The organism is Burkholderia sp. KL41 (assembly GCF_057005415.2).
This window is the reverse complement of sequence record NZ_CM174447.1, coordinates 544713-567877: the sequence shown is the minus strand read 5'-3', so window position 1 is coordinate 567877 and position 23165 is coordinate 544713. Positions and strand designations below refer to the sequence as shown.

Genomic DNA, 23165 nt, shown 5'->3' with positions numbered 1-23165 from the left:
TCGACCCTATCCAACGCGTCACATTGAGTCTACAAACAGCCCTATTTTGGTGCAGCACCATCAGAACGTATCCATCTACCGAAGCACGGCCTTTCCATATGTTGGGATGTGACGACAAGATGTCGGCGCACAACGTTCCGTGGTCAATTCCCACAATAAAATTCGGGTTCCTACACAAATGATCGTTACCTTATAAAAATAATTTCGGATCCCTGCATTACTTCATTACACCCCCTATAATTCACCATTTTGATGAGAGACTTGGTGGGCAAAATGCATCGAATTGGTTTTCTCCTGACGGAAGGTTTCCAGGTGATGGCAATCGGGACTCAGGCTGTGTTCGAGATTGCGAACGTCGTAGCAAAAGAGCAGATTTACCATCTAACGAATGTTTCCGTCGCCGGCGGGCCGGTTCGTTCGTCGCTCGGTCTTTCGGTTCTGACTGAACCCGCAAACACGGCCGCTGCAGCCGATACATGGATGATCGGAGGTGTGATTAATCCGGGCACCCGGACCTCATCGGCCGCCGAACTTCAATTCATCAAAGAGATTGGCAGCAGTGCCCGGCGCGTGGCCGGGCTATGTACAGGTGCGTTCATCCTCGGCGAGGCGGGCCTGCTCAATGGAAGACGTGCCACAACCCACTGGGCCTATGCAGACGAACTGCAACGGCGCTTGCCGCTTGCCCAAGTCGTGCGCGACTGGATCTTTATTACCGATGGCCCGATTTGGACGTCCGCCGGGCTGACTGCAGCCATGGATCTCGCGCTCGGTATGGTGGAAGAAGATATCGGCCCCGAGTTTGCGAACTCGGTTGCGCGTGCACTCGTGATGAATCAACGACGTTCGGGCCGGCAATCGCAACAATCCGAGTTGCTGGCACTAGCTCCCAAGTCCGACCGGATACAACTCGCGCTCGAATACGCCCGCGCCAATCTGGCAGAGCCCTTGCGCGTCAGCGATCTCGCACGAGCCGCACATATCAGCACTCGGCAATTCGCGCGCATCTTCCTCGCGGAGACTGGCGAGTCTCCTGCCAACGCGATCAAGCGGCTGCGACTCGAAGCGGCAAGGGTCCTGATCGAGCGTGGCCGGCATACGCTCGATACCATTGCACGCGAAACGGGATTTCGCGACCGCAATCACCTCCGCGAAGCGTTCGTTCGCAGTTACGGCCTGACTCCTCAGGCGGTGAGAAGATCCGTTCGCAATTCGATCGAAGATCAGCCCGAGGAACTAAGCGAAGCTGCCTGACGAACTGGCACGCGCGGGACGAGTAATTGATCTCGCGTTCTCGGCCGATCAACCTCCATGAGCGGCGTTGATCCTGTCCTCACCACGCCCAATCGAGTCGCCAATCTGGCGACGTCAAGCCGCCCTCGACGAACGACACGCAATAGCCCGGTGCCACGCTTGTGTCGCGCGGAGATATGACGACATTGCCGATCACGATTTCCGTCGCGGACATCGGTCTTCGACCGACAAATGACCGCGAACGCCGAGCGTCAAGGTGGACACACCCACTGATCGGAAAAGTCGACGCCACCTGAACCTGCATCGCGATGCCAATCATTAGCATCACCTGATAGTTCAAGGGCGCCGCCTCAGACATCAAACGAAAGAAGCTGTCGATATCATCATTCGATTCGATCGTCAGCGATTCGGCTTCGGCATGTGCTCGCCAATTGCACAGTCCAGCAGCTCAAACATCAGCCGCACATGCCGCAGGCACCGGAACGTCGATTGCGTGGCCGCGCCCGGCACACTGTCGACAGTCCGATCGACGACGAATGACAATCCTGCGGAGCATCGAGTTCCTGCCCAGTAGCGGATGCCCTACTTCAACGCGGGGAAATCCACGACCGTGTCATTCACTCGATTGAATACGTTCGTGAACGTGATGAGCGCGATGGCCAGAGCAACATCAACGACGGACTCGTCCGAGTATCCTGCTGACCGGAAAGCCTCCAATTCCTCTGACGCAATTGTTCCGCGGCTTTCCTGAAGAACCCGAATGAACCGAATCAGCGCATCGCGACGTGCGTCACCAGTGGGCTCCAGGGCCCTAATCGCGCGCACGGCATCGACCGCGATACCGGATGCCTTGCTGGCCAGGCTATGTGCTGCCACGCAGTAGTCGCAACCGGAAATGGCGCTGACCACGAGTTTGATCGTTTCGCAATCCTGTGCGGACAGCGAGCCCTTCGAGAGCACCGCGTCGGCGGAAAGAATCGCCTGCAGCGCAGGCGTATTCAGAGCACCGATGGCCGCATAAGCGTTCGGAACCATGCCCACCGCCTTGCGGATGGTGGCAAAAACGTCGGCGGTCGCGCCAGTGGCCGCAGCAGCGGCAGGCGTATTGATCCGGGCAGTCATTTGGTCAGCTCCATTTGAGGTTGTCTTCGCGGGCGAGCCATTCGCCATCGAAATTTGATAGAAGTCTTGTTGATTGAATCGGTCAGGCACCGAGGGCACCGTACAAGCATCGTCCAGTTTCAGGCACGGGCGTTTCTGCTAAGGACCGCGTTGAGAGCCAAGGCGATCAGTTCGGCCAGCGCCGCCACGGCTCCGATGCCCCAGACAGCGCCTGAGCTCAACACTGCGGCGCCCAAGGTACTGCCGACAGAAAAACCGAAGTACATGGTGGACGTATTGAGCGCGAGGGCAACCGGCGCTTGCGCCGGCGCGCCGGCCGCGATGAGCCGCGACATCTGGGCCGGGAAGTACGACCAGACAGTAAAGCCCCAGACAGCGACTGCAACAAGCACCGGAACCAGGGCAACCTGCGGCGGCAGACGCGAGGCGATAGCCAGCGCCAGGAACGACAGGCCCAGCAGCATCAGCGATCCGTGCACCACCCGATTGGCCCCGAAGCGGTCATTGAACACACCTCCAGTCATCACCCCTGCTGCCGCAGAAAGCCCCCATAGAGAAACCGTCGCCGTGATTGCATTCGGGCCGAAAGCAAGGACGGCATCCAGGTATTCCGCGATGTACGGATAGGCAGCAAAGGCGCCGATCGACCAGAACAGGCTGACTCCAAGCAAGCGCTGAATCGGAGCCTGGCGGATCACGGACACACGTTCGCGCAGGCTCGCCACGGCAACTCCCTCTCCGGCGTCGCGGGCAATACCCGCGAAGATGCCCGCAATGGCGATGACGCTCATTGCGCCGACCAGCAGAAAGGTCGCACGCCAACCGAAAGCGTGACCGATCATCCCGCCTAGCGGCAGTCCGAGTGCGATGGCCAATGTCTGGCCCGCGCTGACGATGGCGAGTGCGCGGCCTCGCATGCTCGGCGGCACGATGACACCGGCGAGCCCATTGGCCGCTGGTACATACAGGCCTGCAGCGATAGCCATCAATACCCGTGCTCCGATCAGCAAGGCGAACGATGCGGACACCGCCGCCGTCACGTTGCCGATGGCGAACAGCGACATGGCTGCGAGCAAGACCCACTTGCGCGCCATCCGGCCGGTGGCAACCGTGGAGATCGGTGATGACAGCGCCAACACAAGGGTGAAGACGATGACGAGCACCGCAACGGTCGGGACCGGCAAACCGAAGTCCTTGGCCATGACCGGCAGCAGCGGCGCAATCATAAAGCCCTCGGTGCCGATGGCGAACGTTCCGAGGGCAAGGAACCCGGCCGGCATGAGCGCGGCTCGGGAGTTCACGGCGAGCGACACGTTCATGACGCGAGTCTCGTTGATGTGGGTCCGCACCCGTGCGGACCCAATGGTATGGCCGGATGCGTCAGACCGGGATAGGGTTCGCGGCGATCTCGGCGTTGAAGCCATCGATCAGCGCGTGTTCGCCCAGGCCGGGATTGTCGCGCAGCGCGCGAATCGCCTCGACAAAGACTTCGGGCTCTTCGGTCGCCAGGCCCTTCATCGTTTCTGCGATGAATGCATCGAGCGGCATGGCGCGCGGGTCGCCACTCTTCTTGATGAGGTCGGTGTCGACCCACGGAGGCGCGATTTCCTGCACGGACACGCTCGTGCCCTTGAGCATGAAGCGTTGCGACAATGCATACGAATGCAGCGCCGCCTTCGAGGCTGAATAGACCGCGTTGGTCGCGATCGGCACATAGGCCAACACCGAGGTGTTGTGGATGATCGTCGCGCGAGGCTGCGCCTTGAGGTGCTCGATCAACGCCGAGGTCAGACGAATCGGACCCAGCAGATTCGTGTCGAGGATTTGGCGGGAGACGGAATCATCGATCCGGCCGGAAGGATCATCAAACGGCATGATCCCGGCATTGTTGATCAACACGTTCAGCGACGGATAGTCGCGAATCAACTGCGCTGCGACGCGGTCGATGTCGGCCGCATCCGAAATGTCCAGCGCCACACCTTCCATGCCCGGATTGGCTGTCGTGACCTCATCGAGCAGAGCCTTGCGGCGCCCGGCGATGATGACCTTGTTGCCTAGTGCGTGAAACTGCTCGGCCAGCGCGCGACCAATGCCGGAAGTGCCGCCCGTGATGAAAATGGTATTGCCCGTCATCTGCATGATTCTTCATTTCCCTTGCGCCACCATGGCGCTTTCGATGTATGAACTATGCGCGAGTTGGGTTGCACCTCAAATGACATATAAACGGCGATAACAGTCATGCAAGACTCGTGACGGGAACGAATACCCGGTCGTCAGCTGGTTCCCATGAGAATCCTGCGCTCTCCCCAGGCAGCGGCCGAAGGACCATTACTCCAGAAACAGATCGATCTGCGCCGCGAAGTCGTCGATTTCCTGGAACAGGAAAGCATGGCCCGCGTCAGGGTAGAGAATCAGCTTGGCATCCGGCGCTTGCTGCGACAGGACATAGGACCGATAGGCCGGCAACATGACGTCATGCGCGCCGTTGGCGACCAGGACCGGCATGCGCAATTCTTTTGCGCGGTGCAAGACGCCCGGCCAAGTCGAAATGGCCTTGATCTGCGCCATGAAAGCCTCGGCCGTGACCGCTGGCCCCACATGCGACTGCTCGGCAATGCGATTCAGCGAAGCTTTGCCCGCAGCGACACTTGTTTCGGATTCGGGGTAGAACAGGAACAGGAAATCGGCGGCGTCGTTTACGCTGTGTGACATGACTTGCGGCACACGGGGGTGAGGCTGAGGGCCGTCCGTGATGCCGCCCGGACTGGACCCCGCGACAATCAGGCGACGGATGAGATGTGGAGCGTCCAGCGCAAGCTGTTGAGCGACAACGCCGCCGAGAGACCAACCGAGGACGTCGACCTGCCCTAGCCCCAGTTCCTCGACGACCTCGGCAACGACTACCGCCATTTCGGCAATCGTTTCCGGCACTCGACCTTCGGATCGACCGATGCCGGCACTGTCGAACCGAATCACCCGCCTGTCGGCCGACAAGACCTTGATGAACGCCGGATCCCAGTCGTCCATGGTGCCACGGAAACGCTGAAGCAAAACCAGAGGTACGCCACCGTCCGGTCCGTCCTGCATGGTGGCGAGTTTGCCACGGCGAGTGTTCAGCCAGCCGATGCGCGAGGTGTCGCCCATGTCATTCCCCCATCCCGTTGTGATGCCGGCAGGTTATCTCGAGACAGGGAAGCTTGAATGACGTAAAGGCGTCTAATCAGGTCATGTGACTGTGCCGTCTTCCATTGGCTTCGGGTCGCGCTTCAGGCTTGTGGGCGCTTGCCCATAGTTGCGCAGGAAGGCGCGCCGCATCCGGTCGCGGTCAACAAAACCGGTGTCGCGTGCAACGATGTCTAGCGGATGGCGCCCATCCTCCAGCATCACACGCGCGGCCTCCAGGCGCAGCCGCTCGACCGCTTTGGCTGGAGACTGCCCCGTCTCTTCGCGAAACACGCGACTGAACTGGCGCGGCGACAGGCTGGCTGCTTCGGCCAGTTCCTCGATCGACAGCGGATTGCGCAGGTTTTCGCGCGCATAGGTCAGGGCGCGCTTAATTCGGTCGGAGCGCGGTTCCAGCTCCAACATCGCCGAGAACTGAGACTGCCCGCCCGGGCGGCGATGATAGACGACCAGTTTGCGGGCGATGGACCGGGACAGAGCTGAGCCGTGATCATCTTCAAGCAATGCCAACGTCAGGTCGATCGCCGAGGACATGCCCGCCGAGGTCCAGATATTGCCGTCACGGATGAAGATACGGTCGTCATCCACCCGCACCTTCGGAAAGCGCAACTGCAGATCGCGCGCATGCGCCCAATGGGTCGTTGCCGTGCGCCCATCCAAAAGACCCGCCTGTGCCAGCACAAAGGCACCTGTGCAAACCCCTGCCACCCGTCTGGCTTCGCTACCGGCGCGGGCAACATAGGCGCACAGTCCGGCCGAAACGCTCTTGGGAACCAGTTCGCCAGCCACCATAAGCGTATCGGGCACGATGTCCACCGGCACGGTTTCAATGCCTGCGTTCATCGAGGAGTGGACCGTGCCGCCATGTTCGGACAGTAAAGTCAGCAGGTAGCCATCGTCGCCAAGCTCAGCATTGGCGAGCTCAAAGGCCGCCAGCGCAGCCAGCCCCATCAGTTGGAACCCGTCTTCAAGAATCAAGCCGACCTGTCGCATCAAGTCTTCGTCCCAAAAAAATGCAGGATCATAATAATTTTGCCGCGATCTTGCAGGGAACACCAGAATTCGTGGTGCTTGACATCCATCCGATCACATTGGCGTAAACGAAAATATAGTTATCGCCGTTTGACAAGTAAAAGTATCACTTCGCCAGTCATTGTCAGCCCGGAAATGCGAAATGCTCGTGAATTCATGAAGTCGCGCGTAGCGCACCAATGTTGTCACCGGAAGCGAGCCACGAAGGTCGAGTGGTGTTCAGGTGCAACTGCAATAGGCTCGCAGCCCTGTCCGTCGCCACCGCGTTCAGATGAATGTCGCCGTCGTGCTTTGAAGAATCACAACTGCCATGCCAGGGTCCTGGCGGCGTTGATCGATCAAATTGCAGTCGTGGGTGCTCAAGTTGCACTCCTGGGGGTCCTTGAGCCGATGTCGGGTTCGATTCGGGAAAAGGCTGGCGGCAATGCGCAGGGGAGCGGCGGACGGGGGGCGTCTAGGCGGCGCCCTCGCCCGCTTGGCCCCCGGGCGCGAGGGTAGACGGCAGTGGCCCCGAGAACGGTGAATCTGACAAATCACCCACTTGGTAGGACGCGGGGCCGATCGCGTGCCTCAAAGATTCCCGGCGCCTGGCGTCGGTTGATCGTCGGGATATAGGATCGCGTCCGCGATCCGGCCTGCCACCCCGTCGAGGTCGGGGAACAGCACACCGCGGTTGATGCCGGCCGTCTGCAACTGCGCGCGCATGGGACCGAACGCGTCCGGCGGGATCCGGATGTAGCTCAGTCGCATTTTGAAATGCACGTTGGTGTCGAGAGAGACATACTTCATCCCCAGACCGTCCTCGACCCCTCGATGCACACTGAACCAACCGTCCTGAGCTGCAATCCGCCGTGATACATGCCGCGGCTTCAAGAGCTTCGTTTCAGTGATCTCTAGCGGGTTCGAGCGCTCGTCTAGATCGATCATGTCCGCGTCGGTCGCCGCTAGCAGCCAGACGGCGGCCGCCTTGGGCGAGCCGTCGTCACCCTTGATAGCTGGCCGCTTGATTGCAAACCACAACGCAGCAAGCGCACTGCCAGTCCAGTCGAGCAGCCGGGTCGGCATCGCATGGTGCTGCGCGATCGCCAGCCAGTCGGCATCGGCGAGTTCTACCGTCGACTCCAGGTGCGGGATGCCGCGCTGCTTGAATTCGCGCAGCATGCTCTTTTCGGTACCGGGCCTGACGCGGTTGGCGTACTGGGGGCGAGCAATACCGGGCTTGAGCAACCATGACTCGTCTTCCTGACCGCGAAACAGCGACATGCGGTAGCCGAGGGTCGGAATCCCTCGGGTCCAGCGGTCGACCAGATTCATGAACGTCGCAAGGTCACGCGCGTCCCCGAAGCGCTTTGCCGTGCGCTTGTAGTTGAAGGCAACTGTCATCTGTGACTCCCGTATTGGATGGTTTGAGGCAGTGCGCAAAGGGATTGCGTGCGCGGCGCACGGACGTACGCCTGGTTGACCGAAGTCCTGTTCAACCTGATAGCCGCAGCAAGTGCTGAAGGTTCTGCTTCATCTGCTCCCCTACCTCATCTTCCTGCATGCCCCATATTGCCGCCAGAGGGGCTCGCACGGACCATGCATCCCACGGCTGCAGTTGTATCCCGCCCACGCTCGTAAACGGACCATCCGTTTCAGGTAGCACTCGGTGTAGAGGCATTCGCGCCACCAGCGCCCGCCCCTTCTCACCCTCGAGCATCGTAGGGCCAACGCTGAACCAACAACCAATGCGAACAGCAGTCTCAAGTTCAGCGAACCCGCCCGAGAACCAATGAAGCACGGGTACGCCGGCATGCTTCGTCGTAGCCAGCAGTTCCACGACTCGGCGTGCAGCACCGCGCGAGTGGATGCTCATCGCCTTTCCTTGGTACCGTCCGCATTCAGCGAGGGCCGCTCGGAAGACTCTCTCCTGCACAGAAAGTGAGCCTCGAAATCTGGGGGAACCATCCATCCCAATCTCGCCAACAAAACGTGCTCGCGAGATTCCCTCAATAAGGTCGCCCAGCTCTCCTTGTTTGGCGGCAGCCACTTCCGGATGCAGGCCGATTCCCACCTTGATGTTCTTCAAACCGAGAAACACATTCGACGTTGCCCGGTAGGCGCGCGGACTAGTGGTGACCACGAGGGTAAACTCGTTCCTTCTGTTCACCTCCTGCGCAAGCTTGAGGCCATCGGGATACAGGTCAAGGTGTGAATGGAAGTCAATCACAGGATTTGTTCCTGCCGCAAAAGCACGCCCAGTTCCGCTAAGCCACGTTGCACGACGCCTTCGAACTCTCTTCGGAGGCTTGGCTCTGCGAAGGACAGCTGGCCAGCAGTGAAGAGGCGGACGCCACTCTGCTCGACCTTCAAAACCGCAACTGCGACTGCACCGATGTCGTTGGGCTCGTTTTCGAGTTGCGCTCCTCGAAGTGAGGGATACACGTAAGTCGTGTCGTCTCGGAGGTTGGCTCGAATAAATGATGCACGGCGAACCAAACATGGAACACAGCGGCCGCAATGTTTATAGCCGTTCCGGACGAAACGACCACAACTCGTGGCTTCCGAGGCAACATCAGCTAGCACTGTAGATGCCCGGCATTCGGCCATCATCTCCCCTTTGGTCATCGCCGCATACGGAAGACGCAGCACGGCACGAATTCCAAGCTCATCCCACAGCGCTTGTAACCGCGCCATGAACACCGGATGTGTGGTCTTGGTGCTAAGGCTTCCGACTCGGCCAGGGTTGAGCGGTATGTTTAAGCTGATGAGCCCGTTCTCTGGAACGAAGACTTCAACGGGTCTCGGCAATGCAGTGATCGTAGTCGCGAGATGGTCTGCAGCGACCGCCGCGAACGCGAAGAAGCCGATGGATCGCCCGCGCGTCGAACCTTCGATATCCTCCACCTTCGGACGGATATTCTGGTTCCATTGCAGATGCCGGTCGTTCCCGCCCAGTCCGATCGCAAAGCGACTCTGCGTCTCCTTATCACCCTTGGCGGTTTGGGACACAAGCAACGGGTGGCGGCCTTCTTCGGTCAAGTCAAGCGCTCCCACAAGGCTGTCCAGGCCGCCGGATAGCAAGCAAACACAGTCCGCATTGAAGATGGTCGGCATCTTTGGCCGCGGAGGGGGATAGCCGCCATCAGTAAAGGTGAGCGTCCAGAAATCGCCGGTTAGGAAACGTAAGGCCTCTTCAATCTTCGCGGTCAGGGCCTGGTACGGTTCGGGCTCGTAGAGCACCACCTCCAGCTCTATCTGCCGCGTCCAACCGTCCGGACTTTGCGCTCGCTCGAGGACGTTGTCGGCTGCGTTCACGGCCAGTGCAAGTGTCAAGAAGTCCCAGCTCCGAGCGCTCGGGGCAACACCAGCAGCGACGATGTCCTTGATGAGCGCCGTTCCAACCGTACTCACGTCCGCCAGGCCATCGTGCTCGTACATCGAGACGTAGTCGACTCCGAACTCTCGTTCAGTAGGAATGCAATCCTTCGGTCCACAAAACACGCGTGTCATAAACCTGCCTCGAACAGTTCAAAGGTCATCTTCAGGGTCTCCTGGAAGACCGCGTCCAGGTTCGACCGCGTAGGATTTGGATTCGTGCCCCGAAGCAGATCAAGGTGTTCACCGATCTCTAACTTGATGAAGATGCGCATTTCACGCTCGCGCTGGACCGCGATGGCTGGGTCGACCTTCGCACTCTCCAAGAGTGGACCGAGGTCAAAGCAAAGCCGATGAGTCACCTCCAATGCGAGGTAATTCTTCATGAGCTCCCAGATGTCGGGCGTCTGCAGATGCATTAGGTCTATGCCAGGGTTGTCCAAGACAAGTTCCGTTAGCGCCGACGCCATTGAACCACGAAGCGCCTCTTCATCGGCACTGCCACCCGGCGGAGAAAGCTCCCGGACAATGGCGTCGACTACGTCATCCGCGGTCGGACTGCCGCTTTGCAGGTCATGCACCCACTGTCGCGCCTCAACGGAGCTGCCTTGGCTAACTGCGTTGAGAAAGGAGAATAGTTCTGCGCCGGCTCGCGTCGCGGCGCGCATTCGGGTCGATGCTGCACTGGCCCCTCCGCTGCCCTTACGTGAGTAATGTCCGAGGGCGTCCCGAAGGCTGTCGGTGTTACCGCTCTTGATGAATTTTTTTAGCTCGCGCCGCGCCTCAGCGAAACGAGCAGGCTGAGCGGTTCCAAGTGCGCCCTCTGGCGGAACCGGTTCATCATCCGTAGCCGGAACCGTGTCGCCCCCAAGCCCCTCGAGCACGTCGTCAAGCCAAGGAGGATCAAGACTCACATTCGGGCCAGGCCCACGGCTTGAAGTCGAAGTTCCCATCAATTCCCCCCCTTGAACGTCTTCAGGTACTTCTTGACCGGCTCAGTCGACTCCAGGTCGTCGCGCCAGTCTGCGAGCAGAAGCGCTGCCCAAGGTTTGTTCTTCAGCTTGGGGAGGATTGCGACGGGCCTCTGAGCCGGCGGAATTTCCTCCAGTGCCTGAACAAACTGCCCACCTAGCTCAGGATGGGCCTCGGTGCAGTTCAAGCAGCGCAGAAGATCTACGGTGTCCCACTGCCCATCTCGAGCCTTTCGAATAACCCGGGTAAGGATGCGCGATACGTCCGCTTGGCTCAGCGCCATGAGCTGGGTTACCAGGACATTGGAAACTTCCTTTGCCTCCATCGTCGCCTCCAGAAGCCGCTTAGCCTCCTCAGACAGCTCGTCATAGGCCGCCAGTCCAAGCGAGCGGTCTCGACTCAGATGCAGAAGGGCTCGCAGGTCCGAACCTGCCAAGCGAGGACTCAAACGCACCCACTGCTGATAAAAGGACGTTGACCACGAGGGGTGCGGCGCAACGTACTCGTCGTCCGCCTGCGCAGCAACTTCTAGTGCCTCCAAAAACTCGGCCTCGCCATTAAGGCTAGAAGCGACCGCTTTGACGAAAAACTCAAACGCCGCTGGCGATGCCACGCGCTCGAGTAGCTGCACCTTCACCAATTGCTCGATGGCTATAGGCATATTCATCGCCTTCGCGATGGTCAGCCGAATCATGAGGTTATTCAGGAAACGCTTGATGAGTCGCGGATTGCCAGCGATATCGCTCGCGCTGACTAAAAGTGGTGCAAGCTGGTCTGCGATATCCAGTGAGTTCGAGATGCTTTTAGCCTCGCTACCGTACACCTTTGCCAAGTCGTCGCGCGCGATGCCCTTTCCCCAAGCAGTCTTCAGAAGTTGAAGAAGAGCGTCCTGCCCTTGCGCCTGAACCTTCGGAGTCAGTTGCCCTTGCCTCACGGCCAGTTCAGCCATTAGCAACGCGAGGTACACCTTCACCTCGTTCACACCGAGCCGAGGCACTTTGAGCGGAACCTGGATGAGCTTGTCGAAGTAGCTCGTCACCAGCCCGCTCTCTATATCTACCCCTGCGAAGTGCGCTCGGACCGCGCCGCGAATCATGCTTTCATCCGCGGCGATTACGAATGCCGTGTTCTTTACGTGCAGCAGTAGTCGCATGGCCTCTAAGGTTGCGATAGCAGTGTGAGGCAGGCATCGGTCCAAGTCGTCGACAAACACAACGAGAGTGACACCCATGTCGGCAAGCAGCTTTGCGAAGGTCTCCCTGAGCGCGTGAATCTCCTTGAGTAAAGAGTCTTCCTGACGCTCAGCAATCAGCTCCTTCAACTCAGGTTTGAGAGCAGCGTAGGCATCCTTTAGTGCTGTCAGCTGTTCTTCTCTCTTCGCCTCGTCGGAGAGGCCCTTCACGAAACCAGTCGCCGCGCCGATGAAAGCACCCAGAGGGCCGCCGGCGACCGAGCCAACGCCAGCGTGCGCGAGCATCGGTGCGGTGATGCGCGCCACCTTCAGCAGCCGAACGCGTTTTGCGAAATCTAGCGCTTTGTCGACAAATGTCTTACGCCCTTGCGCCTCTTCGAGGAGCCGGTCTGAGACCGACTGTAGGAGTGCTTGGCGCGCATCCTCATACCCTTGATAGAGCCACGCGTTAAACTCCATAACGACATACGCTCTAGATTCGGGAGCCCCCTTCGCCGCCCCGGTTTCGAGGTCAGCCTTGGTCAACTTTACGAGTGTCGACTTGCCAGTGCCCCAACCGCCCGACACACCAATGGTCAGCGGTGCGCCGCCCGCCTGTCGAATCAAATCCGCTGCCGCGCGAGCAACCACTCCGAAGTTGAGCAAATCAACTTCTGCCTCAATGTCGTGCCACATGTCGCTATTCCCCTAAGATACTATTATTGCTTTCTACCGATATTGCCACATTAAAGGCTGACTGCCACTCCTCGTCTGCCAACGTGGCAGGGCGAAGCGGGATTTCTCCTATACTTTTGTTCGCCCTCAAGCAACCCACACCTAAAGACAACAGATCTGCAGTCCGTGATGGCACCGACATAGCTTTTCGACAGCTCTTGCACTGACTGACATTGAGCACTTCTGTAGATTCCTTGCTGTGGCCACGGCGGAGTGCTCAGCTCACATGAAACCAGCTATCATGTCCACAGTACAACCAGAGGAGGACTAGATGGCGAGTTACAAAGAGCTGAAAGCGCAGATGGATGCATTGGCTGAGAAAACTGAAGCCGCTCGCATTGCTGAGTTTCAGGCCATTGTTGACGACATTCGCTCGAAAGTTTCCGAGTATGGCATCAACGAAAAGGACATCTTTGGCGGGCGCCGCGGGCGACCGGTAGCGCAGACGGCAAAAGTACCAGTAGAAGCGAAGTATCGTGATCCGAAAACCGGCGCCACATGGTCAGGTCGTGGCCGCGCACCGGCCTGGATCAAAGATGTCAAGAACCGTAATCGCTTCTTGATTCAGGAGTAAACATTCGCCTCATCAACCATACTGACTGCGGAGAAAATCTCTCCGCAGTCAGCGAGGCCGTGAACTGAGCGTATGTCAACGGCTGAGCTTGCAGCCCTAGCATAAATTGATCTCACGCCTCCTCCTCTGGTACCACACGTCCGGAGCTGTACATACACGGGATCTGCTGCGCAAGATCTCGCCAATCGCGACCGAACAACTTATCCATATCGAGTCCAACGTAATGCACAATCGACGAACGTTCGGATGGGATACTTCTGAGGTAACGCCCAACGAACATCGGCGCTAACTCTGGTATTCCGAGATCCGATACTCCTCCCCTTCGAACCCTTTCATGAAACCATCGCTGGAATACGATCATCTGATTTGCGATCTCATCACAAATCGGATTAGACGGTGCCGTATGCAAGGGTGTCGTACAATGGTAGCAAAATGAAGTCTCCCATATCGCCACTTGACCTGGTCTGCACGGGAATTTCCAAGTTAAATCGACCCTCCTCCCGCAATACACACAAGCGTCGAATAATGGACAACGATGGATTTCACATATAAAGTTATACGCGAACCTCCACGAGATTTTGAAGTGAGAAACTTCATCCCCCTTCAAACAAGAAGGGCAATATCTATATATTGGGCGAGATTCAGAAAAATCGTTAGTCAAACAAGAAAATCTCGATTTCCCTAGAATGGTGTGATCGAGGTACGTTGCCTCATCGAGGTCCTCCATATTGCACATCGTAGTCGAGGCAATTCTCAGCAGAATAGGCCGACCGATCGGATAGAAATCAAGAGCTGATGTGGGAGCTTCGAATCCCCACCTACGCATCAAACTGCCTGGCTTGATCCCATGATGCATGCATACGCGATGAATCCATCCGCTTAGCGCTTCATCTGGCACAATAGAAGGGGACCCTATCAATCGCGGGGCCGGATAGACATCGGCCTTTGCGCTTCCGCCCCATAATGCGAAAGTTTTATTACGTAGCTTATAAAGTCGATTAGTCAAATGGCAACTCCTTTTGATTTAGGCAAATTTTCAGCGAATTATTTCTCGCTTTCTTAGCTACATACGAACGCACATAAGCCACAAAAGCACCTCGCATATCAATTACGTCGCCACGACTTGTTAGTGCGACAATTTGCGCCCACACCGCCCTAAGCACTCTATCGACCATTTCAGCATCTCGACGACTACGCGTTCGATGCAATCGATTTAATCGATAAAAGAAAGACCCCGGCCAATCACGCATAATTTTCACCGCTTCGTCACAAACGGAAATTGCTCGAATCTTACTCATCGTGCTTTGGCCGCGAGTTGGAATACCTGCAACGAGCGTAGGGAAGGTTGCACCGAAGAACCAGAAGTATCGTAAAGTAGACAACAAATTGGTTTGGGCGGAAATCTTGTTCACCACATCAATTTCCGATAATAAATCCGATCCAGCGTTTCTCCAAATATCATTCTGAATGTCCCGCGCAATCTCAACTGCGTCGCAAGATACGAGTACCGGCTTTATAGATCGATAGTCGTGACCACATCGACACTGGCACACTTTGTTTCGTCGAATACTAACCAGCAATCCACATTGCGGACATCTATCGACGAGCATAGTCCTATGGCATGGGCAACAAGAGACCAACGCAACGTCCCATATCGCTTTCGAGTACGGAGTTTCATCAAGGCAAACCGGGCAAAGTGCCGAACACGAACGCACCACATGCGGTCTTCTAGGTATCCACCATTCGCCTATCATGCTTTCATCTATACCATCACGTAGTCGCCAGTACCCGGAAAGCTCGCAGACAGAAGCTGGATCAGATCGACAGAAATCTGCAAGGGCGCCTGCCTTTTCGAAAGTGAATCTGGATTTGCTACCAAACACCGTTTGAAGAAGATGCTGCGCTGACCATCCCAAGTTCACCTCGGAAATGCGCAACATATATCCGCCAACAGATTCGTCACAATATGGGGTGACAGAGAAAAATGGTGTGGGACCTAGCATCACGGTTACCTCACGATGCATTCAAAGTGACATTACGTATCTTGCTCTTTCAAAGTTATCAGACGTAATTAACTGTCTACCATCTGCGCAAGCTAAGCGCACGCATTCGCTCAAATAGGACTTTAAAATTCTAAAATTTCCATGTGTAATCTGATGAATACAGCCGGCTCGCGCGGCTTCCCCGAGGCCGGACTTCTGCTCCATCGGCAGCGCCTCGTCGATCACATCAAGTAGAACTTTCCACGCGTCGTCATATTTGTACTCTGTGAGTCGAATGGTTCCCGGCCATCGACTTTTAAATTGCTTATCTGCATCAAACAAATCCCCCAAGCTTGGTCTACCGCTCCAAACGAACGGCAATTTACATTTATCATAAAGATTTTTGGCGACATCACCCAATTCACCACCCAGTCGCTCTTTATTCCTTCGAGATCCAGACGAAGGAATAAAATGATGAGCCTCATCGATCATGATTATCTTAACAGAGCACTCGATTAATGCTTTAAGTAATATCGGAGTCAGTTTTTTTAGCGGTATATCATCGCGAACAGATCGATACCCGAGTGCCGTCAGCAAATCAGCGACCAGCTGACGCGGAGTCGGCGTGGCAAAAAACTCCATCGCCAGGACGGGGCAAAAAGTACGCAACGCCGTCTCTTCGATCGGATAACGCTTAATAAAATATTCACTAATGAAACTCTTTCCCGTCCCTCCATCACCGATTATACATAGTCCCCCGGGACAAGATAGTGCCTCTGAGCGCCGCATTAAGGATTCAATGGTCGCTTCAGCCTGCTCGAACTCCGCAGTTCTAATCAGCATCGTTTCTACGTACTTTGCACGTTCAAATGGACCTCCGGCCAACGCCTCCATACGCACTTCATGTGGCGACTTCTTCACTTCCTTATTAAAAACGAAAGGCGGTTCGAATAAAGTTCGTTCGCGCTCGATGACGTCCATTGAGCAATCCTCCGCACGCTGACATTAGGCCCGCACCGCGATCATCAGATAACATCCCAACGCGGCCGTCGAATATCGGAAATTGAACTAACGACTTCGGTCGTCGAATCGGATCGAGCTCTGGAAGGTGCTAATGGATCGAGAATTGTTCTACCCTCGCCACTCAAGGTAGCCTGAGAGTTGATACCTGCAAGGCGAGCCAGCGTCGTCTTTGATCTTGTATTCTTCGCTGCCAACTCATCTCTAACTCTCGCGTGGATTTCCGCCTTTACTGAAACCAGCCCGTCTATCGATGATTTTTTATATTTTTCTCGGCAAATTTTTTTCATCCATCTATGCTGAAATAGTGAAAGTCCGTTCGCATAGTCTGGCCGCGTATTTGGAATCGGGATATTCTTGTTACTCCGAGGATCAAGCACGTATGCAACCCCCATATCGTTCTCCGGAACTGAAAATGTAACGACCGCACCTGGACCGAGATCTTTCATCAAATCGCGCAAATAGCTATCCGAATACGTCATATTTTCATATCGCAGACCGACGTTCGAGAGGTGACTGGAAGCCATGTTGCCGAGGACTACTTCCAATTGATCTAGATTAGCTGGCAAACTGGGAGGTGCAGTAATAATCCCTTCGTTCCATAGATCAATTGGACGAGCACCGGATCTACTGTTGGGGAATACGTTGTGGAAATCTGCAGCCCACTTGTGAAGCAGATATACAAGAACTGAAAATCGTATCACCGCGGTTCCGGACGAATCGTAATCCATACGGTTCGCAAGACAACGGAACGTTTTTCCTGGCAGACTCTCAAGAAATGTTGTTTCGACAGTTCCAAAGAATCTTTCGATTGATGCTTTGTGCCATGGGGTTCTGACTTCGCAATACTGGTATTCAGCACCAAGGCTTCGTATGGCCATCCGGTATCGAAGTGAGCGATAGTCCGATCCGCGGTCGGAAACATATGTCGCAGCGAGTCCGGACGACAACCAAGGATTCTCTATATCCGGCCACTTGAGCGTCGCTAGATGGTGACCTTCCAATGAATGTCGAAGTAGCCCGAATGTACTTTGTAGACTGGGGGGAGAAAAGGTTAGATACAGGCCGAGTATCACTCCAGAAAACCGATCTTTCATTGCCGATAGCCACGGTTTACCTAGTGGTAGATATGACTCGTCATCGATAACAAACAGGTTGAGCGGCGTATGGTCGGACTCGGCGTAATCCAACGGGCGACTCGCTGGCAGATGCCCTTCGATCATTGTGTAGCGCCGCTTCGCAACCTGAGCTCCGAATCGGGCCATATCTACTTCATACTTTGGGCGCTCGTCGATGCGGCGCACGTATGTTCGGTATGAGATGGGTACAAGAGGATCGAGCGAGTCTGATAGTCGCTCGCGATTCTCTGTCTCGAGGTTCGACCGGTACCACCGGTACGCGCTCGTCCTTGACGGCCTCGTCGGCAATAGGTAATGATCGTCGATTGATGTTTGGATAATATCTTCATGGTCTGGCCCCGTCGACTTCCGGCGAGATTTCGTAGCGAAGCCTGACACAACGGACGCAATGTCCCGACCGGAACCCTCGAACTTGCTCATCCATTTTCCTACCGTCGAAGGAGCGGGCGGCTTTTCCAAGTCTCCCAATTTTTTGGCGATTTCACGGAGCACCGCACGCATTTGCGTACGCTGCCCACACGTTATGCCACGGCGATTCAGTTCGCCCATGTAAAATGCCTTTTTATCAGCATCTTCTTGCCATCTTTCAGCCAACTGAGTGATATTTTTATCATTATTTTCACCTCCATCCAAACCACTTTCCTCGTAGAGTAAATGTGTGGGCGTCGACGTCGCCTCTACTATGCAGAGTTTTCTCGATCTAAATTCACCCCAGAATTCAACCTCGGCGACCTGAATAACGGCCTGCGTTAGGACGTCTCGAAAGTAGAAAGTGCCTGTCGCACGTGAGATGTATTCATATACCGCCCCTTTCCATTTTATAACCAGTCCTTTCGCTATGATGAAATTTCTCATTACGCTCTCCTTTTTCGCTGCAGATTGCTCGGAGAGCGTGTTCGATTTCGAGCAGTTCGTCGGGAGCTAGAGTTTCGAAGTACATCGTCGGGTTCGTAGATACGACTTTTGCTCTTTTCGCTCGGAAAACCTCCAACAATTGATGGTCCTTCAGAAGTACGGCCTCGTTGTCCATCAATCTTCGCAAGCTCCAACATTCGTTGATCCTGCGGTCGATGACCCATAGCGAGTTGTGCCAGAAGAGGATAAAACCGACCCGAATTGATAAGCGTCTCAAACGCAAGCCCCTTGTTGTCGGATGTGGGTGTCGTCACGCTGGATCGGAGTGTGACTGTTTGGTCCCAATCGATAGTCAGATATCGCCTCGCGACCATCGTGTAGATCTCTCGGATACTCACCTCGCAACACTCAGTCAGTTCGCTGATAGATAGAGCACCGTCCGAGAGGCGTTGGACAACGGTACTGCTGCGCTGCTCGTCGAGTACACCGCTGATGTACCGACGCATCAGCATGACGTTCTCAACTCGCTCTTTCTTGGAAAGAATCTGCTCATCTGTAAGGAAAACTAAGTTTTTCCCTTTGATTCGCAGCTTTCGCGCAATTTCTGTGTATCTGCACAAGTTGTCGTCTCGGACGAGGATAGCCAGGGGCTTCACCTCGACGTAGTATTCGCCGCTGCTGCAACGAACAAATAGATCCGGGTAGTACCGGCGCGGCACCCCATCCAGTACATACTGCAACTCTTCCGGTTGGGATGCCATCCACTCGACGTCCTGTGACATCGCCAAAGTTGCGTAACAAACTCGTTCCAGATATGACTCCCACTCGAGCGCATATGGCGCCCGATCTGGTAGGTCGAACCCTCCAACGATTCGATGTGGCACCACGGAAATGATCGACCGCGCCGGTTGTTTGTTCTTCTTGTCAGCGGGCAAAGAATTGAGATCGCCCCACTCGGCACTATCGTGGTCGCGCGATGCTGGCCTGCGCCTGGCTGCAAATGGCATATCTCTGCTCCATTTATGGGAGCACGGAGTTCCATTTCCTTCGCTCCCGTATTTTTGAGCAAAAAGAGCCCTTGACGTGCGTACCAGCGAGGCCACATACTGAAAACTCTCACGTGCTCAGTGCGGCATTGCTGGGTACACACGGCGGGGGGACTCGAAAGGGTCTTTCTCGCCGTTTCTCGTTTACATGGGCTCCTCCGTGGTAACCGGGGCGTCGCTATCTGCGACCGCCTTCAATATCGACGAAAGACATCTGAGTTGGGTTGCAGACAGCATGGGGACTGCTGCCAGAATTTCGCTTCCCTCTTGCGGCCAATCCGGTGGTGCTCGATGGTCCACATAGGATTGGAGGCCATGAGCAAACGCCAACCGATGCAATTGCCGCCGCTCCTCCTCTGTCGCATCGATAGCATCCAGCAGACGGTTTATCACCTCCGACGACGGAGGATTCCGGCGGCCAGTCTCAAGGGACGCGAGGTACGAGGGGTCCATGCCACTTCGATGAGCGACAGTCTTCTGCCGCTGCCCGCTGCGACGGCGGATTGCAGTGAGGTAGTCAGCGAACGATATCTGCGTTCGTGCAACGAGCATAAATGAACTCGCTTTTGACAATTTCGAATACGTTATCTCAGCGACTATTCGACGTCAAACACTACAATAAATACTACAATTCAAAAAAATATCTATTTTTTTATCCACCGGAATCAACTAACCCTTATAAATGTGGAACAGATATATTTACCTACACTTTTCATCGAGAACCGTAACTACCGGCGCATCGAACCCGATGTCGCATGCACCTCCACGCCGAGCCTGTTCCTTCAATAGCGCTGTATTTGGGGTACGACTGTCATGCGGCATCGCCAAGTGGAGTGTTGTCAAATTTCCACGTCGGGTTAGTCATAACCCGACAGCCGCATGATTACCCGTAGCCCTTACTTTTCGGGTTTACACGGCATGGCCAGTGCTTCGCGAAAGGCAATTTTCTGCAAATCGGCCTAGCCATCTTTGGCCTAGGTGCAGTATCGTTGGATAACACGGAAGTAACTCGTCAACACCACGTGACCTTCTCCATGGCTGCCATCAGTATTCGTTACTGGCATGAACTGATCCGTTCGGTCGGGATCGGCAGCCTTGCATTCGCACGCCCCGTGCGAAATTCGATGCGAACTGACTGCTGAGTTCTCAGCATCGGACCAAACCGCGACGAAGGCGGTTTGGATGTCGTGGCTACCAGGCCGCTACATCGCATTTGGAGAATCCGTCATGTCGGTATCGAAACAACATGCCGAATGTCCTGCGGGATTTGCCCCACTTGGTGATCTGTCAACGATCCAGTGTCGCGATTCGCGGCGACTACTCGTTCCACAGAGCACGCACGATGAGCTTGCTGCGATCCGAGAGATTCAGCGAATGGCCTCTGAGCCAACGCAATCGCCGGTACACTCCGAATCGAAACTCACGGCAAAGCCGATAGCAAACAAGCCTTCACGTCGGCCTAGGGCTCGGCGTGTCCAAATATTCTCGCCCGATGCACTTGAGCAAGCAAACGCTGCTCTGGACGGCGCCGACGCGAGTCAACAGCAGTGCGCACGACCGCTGCTTGAGAAGGCCGGCAGCAACGATGGCTGTCGAAAGCTTCCCGATATTCAAAAGGCACTGAAGAGACTTGACGTTGCGCGCGGGAGCTTCGCCAACCTGAGCGAGCCCATTGGAAAACTAATGGTCGATCTCGTGCTCGCAAGTGCCGTGCGCAGCAGAGAGTTTCGCGTTCGCCCCATTCTGCTCATGGGCGAACCCGGCGTTGGTAAAACGCATTTCGCGTCCAAGCTCGCGGAGGCGCTCGCGGTGCCAATGCGAAAGTGGTCCGCCGGAAGCGCTCAGGCAAGCTTCCAACTCGTGGGCGGGGACAGTGGATGGCGCCAAGCGCGACCCGGGGCGATATTCGAAGTCCTTGCCAAAGGGGATTCGGCAGCTCCGGTACTGATACTCGACGAAGTAGACAAGATCGGAAGCAGTAGCAACTACCCCGTCGTTCCTGTACTGCTAGACCTCCTCGAGGCAGATACAGCTGGAGCGTTCTACGACGCGTTCTTTCGCATGGAATTTGATGCAAGCCGAATAATCATTGTGCTCACGGCGAATGATCTTGACCGGGTGCCGCTCCCCCTTCTAAGTCGTGTCGAGGTGTTCGATATTCCGACACCGGATCCGGAACAGCGAATGCAGATCATCCTTGCGAAGATCGACCACTTGCAACGCTCCACAGGGAAGCACATACAACTCGAAGAAGGCGGAGCAACTGGCCTTGCGGAACGCACAGACCTGGATCTGCGCAAACTTCACCGCATTGTGATCGATGCGTTCGCGGTCGCGCTAGCGACGGGAAAATGTATTGCCACGCTGGCGCTACCACCCTCAGCTAAACGACAACCAATCGGGTTCACGTGTCACGGATAGACGGTTGCGGATCCTCTGCAATCTGCACCGCAGTGAAAGCAGGGAGCAGCGCCGGGAATTGAACCCGGATCTCCGACGCGGTACGATGGAGGCACCACCCAACCGTCGTACACCCACTCTCCGCGAGTGGTTCTAGCGTCGGCGCTCTATCCTTTGAGCTACGCTGCGGAAATGTTACGTATTACCACGCTGCGCGTGGCCGTCGCCACGCGCTTTTCAGAAAAGGGGCAGCACCGGGATTTGAACCCAGATCACTAATGCGTACGATGAAGGTACCACCCAGCCGTCGTACAACCACTGTCCGCGAGTGGCTCTGCATCAGCGCTCTATCCTCTTGAGCTATGCTGCGTATTGCTTATGCCTTCCCGCCTTTGACGATTGCCAAGGGCTTCTTACGCGTCAAGCGGTCGGTTTGTTCCTTCTGCCTCCGCTCACGCTCCGCGATCTTTTCTTCGGCGAAAGGCTTAGCTGCCTTGATCAAACCGCTCAAGTCATACTCGTTCGTGTCGTTGTCACCGACGCTCGTCGTGCGGTAAATACGTTTGATGAATCCAGCAGCCTCCATCGCCGCAATTCGCTTTTGTATTGTGCGTGGAGCTACACCGATTGCCCTCGCCAAAGTACCCTTAGACGGGCGTGCATGTTCTCCGGGCCTCCACCAGTAGCCAGCGAGGTGAATCAAAATATTGATATCGAGCGGGGTAAGGCCCAACGCCTGCTGACGCTCGAAAATGATGTTCGGGAAAGAAGTCCATCCCGCTTTCGCCAACGGCGCCGACCACTTGGCCGCAACACTCTTGTCTACTGCATTGGTTGCCTGCGGTTTTGTCGCGACACTCATTTGCTCCCCCCGACGTTCATTGCGTTGAGTTAAGTATCGCGACGGCGCATCGGTCTTGCAAGATCAGGAGAGCGAATACGGGACGCCCTAAGCATCTCCCCCCGCACGTAGTTTGCTGTGTACTGGGTCTCTTCATCTAATTGGGTGCATCTCATGAATCAGGTGTGTGTTTTGGGAGGCTCCCGGTTCCTCCCTGGGGCTGGCCCAAAGGCCGCCCGGTACAGTTCTCGAAAGCTTCCCCGCGAGAATGTGGAGCCTCCCCCTATCCAATCACATGGGCTCACCTTGTTGACTCTGTGACCTTTTTCGTCACGTCACCGGGAATCTAGGGGGTCTTGTGCGCGTGTGCAGTGGGCTTACCGAGAGGCCGGGCGCGACATTCACTACCGCACGGGAGCCCTCTCGCTCGCCTTAGATGTCAATCCGCTCGGCTTTAGCGACAAACGACACGTGCGCATGGC

The 23165-nt window shown here is 56.1% G+C and carries 20 protein-coding genes and 1 tRNA gene; 3 read left to right on the top strand and 18 right to left on the bottom strand.

Annotation, left to right across the window (positions count from 1 at the left end; all coding sequences use genetic code 11):
* Positions 1-273 precede the first annotated feature (273 nt).
* Entirely contained in the window at positions 274-1254 is a 981-nt protein-coding gene (locus PQB87_RS20145; RefSeq protein ID WP_012339453.1) for a GlxA family transcriptional regulator, read from the top strand.
* Between the two features lie 582 nt (positions 1255-1836).
* On the opposite strand, the gene PQB87_RS20140 is transcribed toward PQB87_RS20145, so the two are convergent.
* From PQB87_RS20140 to PQB87_RS20095, 10 genes are all read right to left on the bottom strand, one after another.
* Positions 1837-2376 carry a carboxymuconolactone decarboxylase family protein gene (locus PQB87_RS20140; RefSeq protein WP_012339451.1) on the bottom strand — a complete coding sequence of 180 codons (540 nt, stop codon included), beginning with the start codon at positions 2374-2376 and terminating at the stop codon, positions 1837-1839.
* Positions 2377-2495: 119 nt separating this feature from the next.
* The gene (locus tag PQB87_RS20135; RefSeq protein WP_011694847.1) at positions 2496-3695 is read right to left on the bottom strand and encodes an MFS transporter; all 1200 of its coding nucleotides are present in this window, start codon (positions 3693-3695) and stop codon (positions 2496-2498) included.
* 61 nt (positions 3696-3756) lie between these two features.
* Positions 3757-4515, bottom strand: coding sequence for an SDR family oxidoreductase (locus tag PQB87_RS20130; protein ID WP_011546984.1), 759 nt, complete (start codon positions 4513-4515; stop codon positions 3757-3759).
* Between the two features lie 189 nt (positions 4516-4704).
* On the bottom strand, positions 4705-5520 hold the full coding sequence (locus PQB87_RS20125) for an alpha/beta fold hydrolase (protein ID WP_011546983.1): 816 nt from the start codon (positions 5518-5520) through the stop codon (positions 4705-4707).
* Positions 5521-5601: 81 nt separating this feature from the next.
* Positions 5602-6552 carry a GlxA family transcriptional regulator gene (locus PQB87_RS20120; protein WP_011546982.1) on the bottom strand — a complete coding sequence of 317 codons (951 nt, stop codon included), beginning with the start codon at positions 6550-6552 and terminating at the stop codon, positions 5602-5604.
* Positions 6553-7161: 609 nt separating this feature from the next.
* Entirely contained in the window at positions 7162-7974 is an 813-nt protein-coding gene (locus PQB87_RS20115; protein WP_011546981.1) for an FRG domain-containing protein, read from the bottom strand.
* Positions 7975-8065: 91 nt separating this feature from the next.
* Positions 8066-8800 carry a Qat anti-phage system TatD family nuclease QatD gene (qatD, locus tag PQB87_RS20110; protein ID WP_011546980.1) on the bottom strand — a complete coding sequence of 245 codons (735 nt, stop codon included), beginning with the start codon at positions 8798-8800 and terminating at the stop codon, positions 8066-8068.
* On the bottom strand, positions 8797-10083 hold the full coding sequence (gene qatC, locus PQB87_RS20105; protein WP_011546979.1) for a Qat anti-phage system QueC-like protein QatC: 1287 nt from the start codon (positions 10081-10083) through the stop codon (positions 8797-8799). Before qatC ends, qatD begins: the two co-directional genes overlap by 4 nt.
* On the bottom strand, positions 10080-10862 hold the full coding sequence (gene qatB, locus PQB87_RS20100; protein ID WP_227746097.1) for a Qat anti-phage system associated protein QatB: 783 nt from the start codon (positions 10860-10862) through the stop codon (positions 10080-10082). The genes qatC and qatB overlap by 4 nt, the downstream gene beginning before the upstream one ends.
* Before the next feature lie 38 nt (positions 10863-10900).
* Positions 10901-12787: a KAP family P-loop NTPase fold protein gene (locus PQB87_RS20095; RefSeq protein ID WP_011546977.1), complete on the bottom strand. Its 1887-nt coding sequence runs from the start codon at positions 12785-12787 to the stop codon at positions 10901-10903.
* 310 nt (positions 12788-13097) lie between these two features.
* Between PQB87_RS20095 and PQB87_RS20090 the strand changes: the two genes are divergently transcribed.
* Positions 13098-13400 (top strand): H-NS histone family protein, encoded by a 303-nt coding sequence (locus PQB87_RS20090; protein WP_011546976.1) that lies wholly within the window; start codon positions 13098-13100, stop codon positions 13398-13400.
* A 112-nt stretch (positions 13401-13512) separates the two neighbouring features.
* Here PQB87_RS20090 and PQB87_RS20085 read toward each other — a convergent pair whose 3' ends face one another.
* The 6 genes from PQB87_RS20085 to PQB87_RS20060 all read right to left on the bottom strand — a co-directional run bounded on the left by PQB87_RS20085 (position 13513) and on the right by PQB87_RS20060 (position 19994).
* The gene (locus tag PQB87_RS20085) at positions 13513-14256 is read right to left on the bottom strand and encodes a TniQ family protein (protein WP_232294572.1); all 744 of its coding nucleotides are present in this window, start codon (positions 14254-14256) and stop codon (positions 13513-13515) included.
* Positions 14257-14398: 142 nt separating this feature from the next.
* Complete coding sequence (locus tag PQB87_RS20080; RefSeq protein ID WP_502291561.1) at positions 14399-15340, bottom strand: TniQ family protein; 942 nt, start codon at positions 15338-15340, stop codon at positions 14399-14401.
* Between the two features lie 84 nt (positions 15341-15424).
* A complete protein-coding gene (locus PQB87_RS20075; protein WP_489243564.1) occupies positions 15425-16363 on the bottom strand; it encodes a TniB family NTP-binding protein in 939 nt (312 codons plus the stop codon).
* Positions 16364-16407: 44 nt separating this feature from the next.
* Positions 16408-18396 carry a TnsB C-terminal domain-containing protein gene (locus PQB87_RS20070; RefSeq protein WP_489243562.1) on the bottom strand — a complete coding sequence of 663 codons (1989 nt, stop codon included), beginning with the start codon at positions 18394-18396 and terminating at the stop codon, positions 16408-16410.
* Positions 18396-19403: a Tn7 transposase TnsA N-terminal domain-containing protein gene (locus PQB87_RS20065; protein WP_489243560.1), complete on the bottom strand. Its 1008-nt coding sequence runs from the start codon at positions 19401-19403 to the stop codon at positions 18396-18398. Before PQB87_RS20065 ends, PQB87_RS20070 begins: the two co-directional genes overlap by 1 nt.
* A 183-nt stretch (positions 19404-19586) precedes the next feature.
* Positions 19587-19994: a helix-turn-helix domain-containing protein gene (locus PQB87_RS20060; protein ID WP_011546970.1), complete on the bottom strand. Its 408-nt coding sequence runs from the start codon at positions 19992-19994 to the stop codon at positions 19587-19589.
* Positions 19995-20669: 675 nt separating this feature from the next.
* Here PQB87_RS20060 and PQB87_RS20055 point away from each other — a divergent pair.
* Positions 20670-21863, top strand: coding sequence for an AAA family ATPase (locus PQB87_RS20055; protein WP_012339444.1), 1194 nt, complete (start codon positions 20670-20672; stop codon positions 21861-21863).
* 43 nt (positions 21864-21906) lie between these two features.
* Here PQB87_RS20055 and PQB87_RS20050 read toward each other — a convergent pair.
* Together PQB87_RS20050 and PQB87_RS20045 are read right to left on the bottom strand one after the other, a co-directional pair.
* Positions 21907-22031: transfer RNA gene (locus PQB87_RS20050), tRNA-OTHER, on the bottom strand.
* 187 nt (positions 22032-22218) lie between these two features.
* On the bottom strand, positions 22219-22704 hold the full coding sequence (locus PQB87_RS20045; protein WP_011546968.1) for a helix-turn-helix domain-containing protein: 486 nt from the start codon (positions 22702-22704) through the stop codon (positions 22219-22221).
* Positions 22705-23165: the final 461 nt, after the last annotated feature.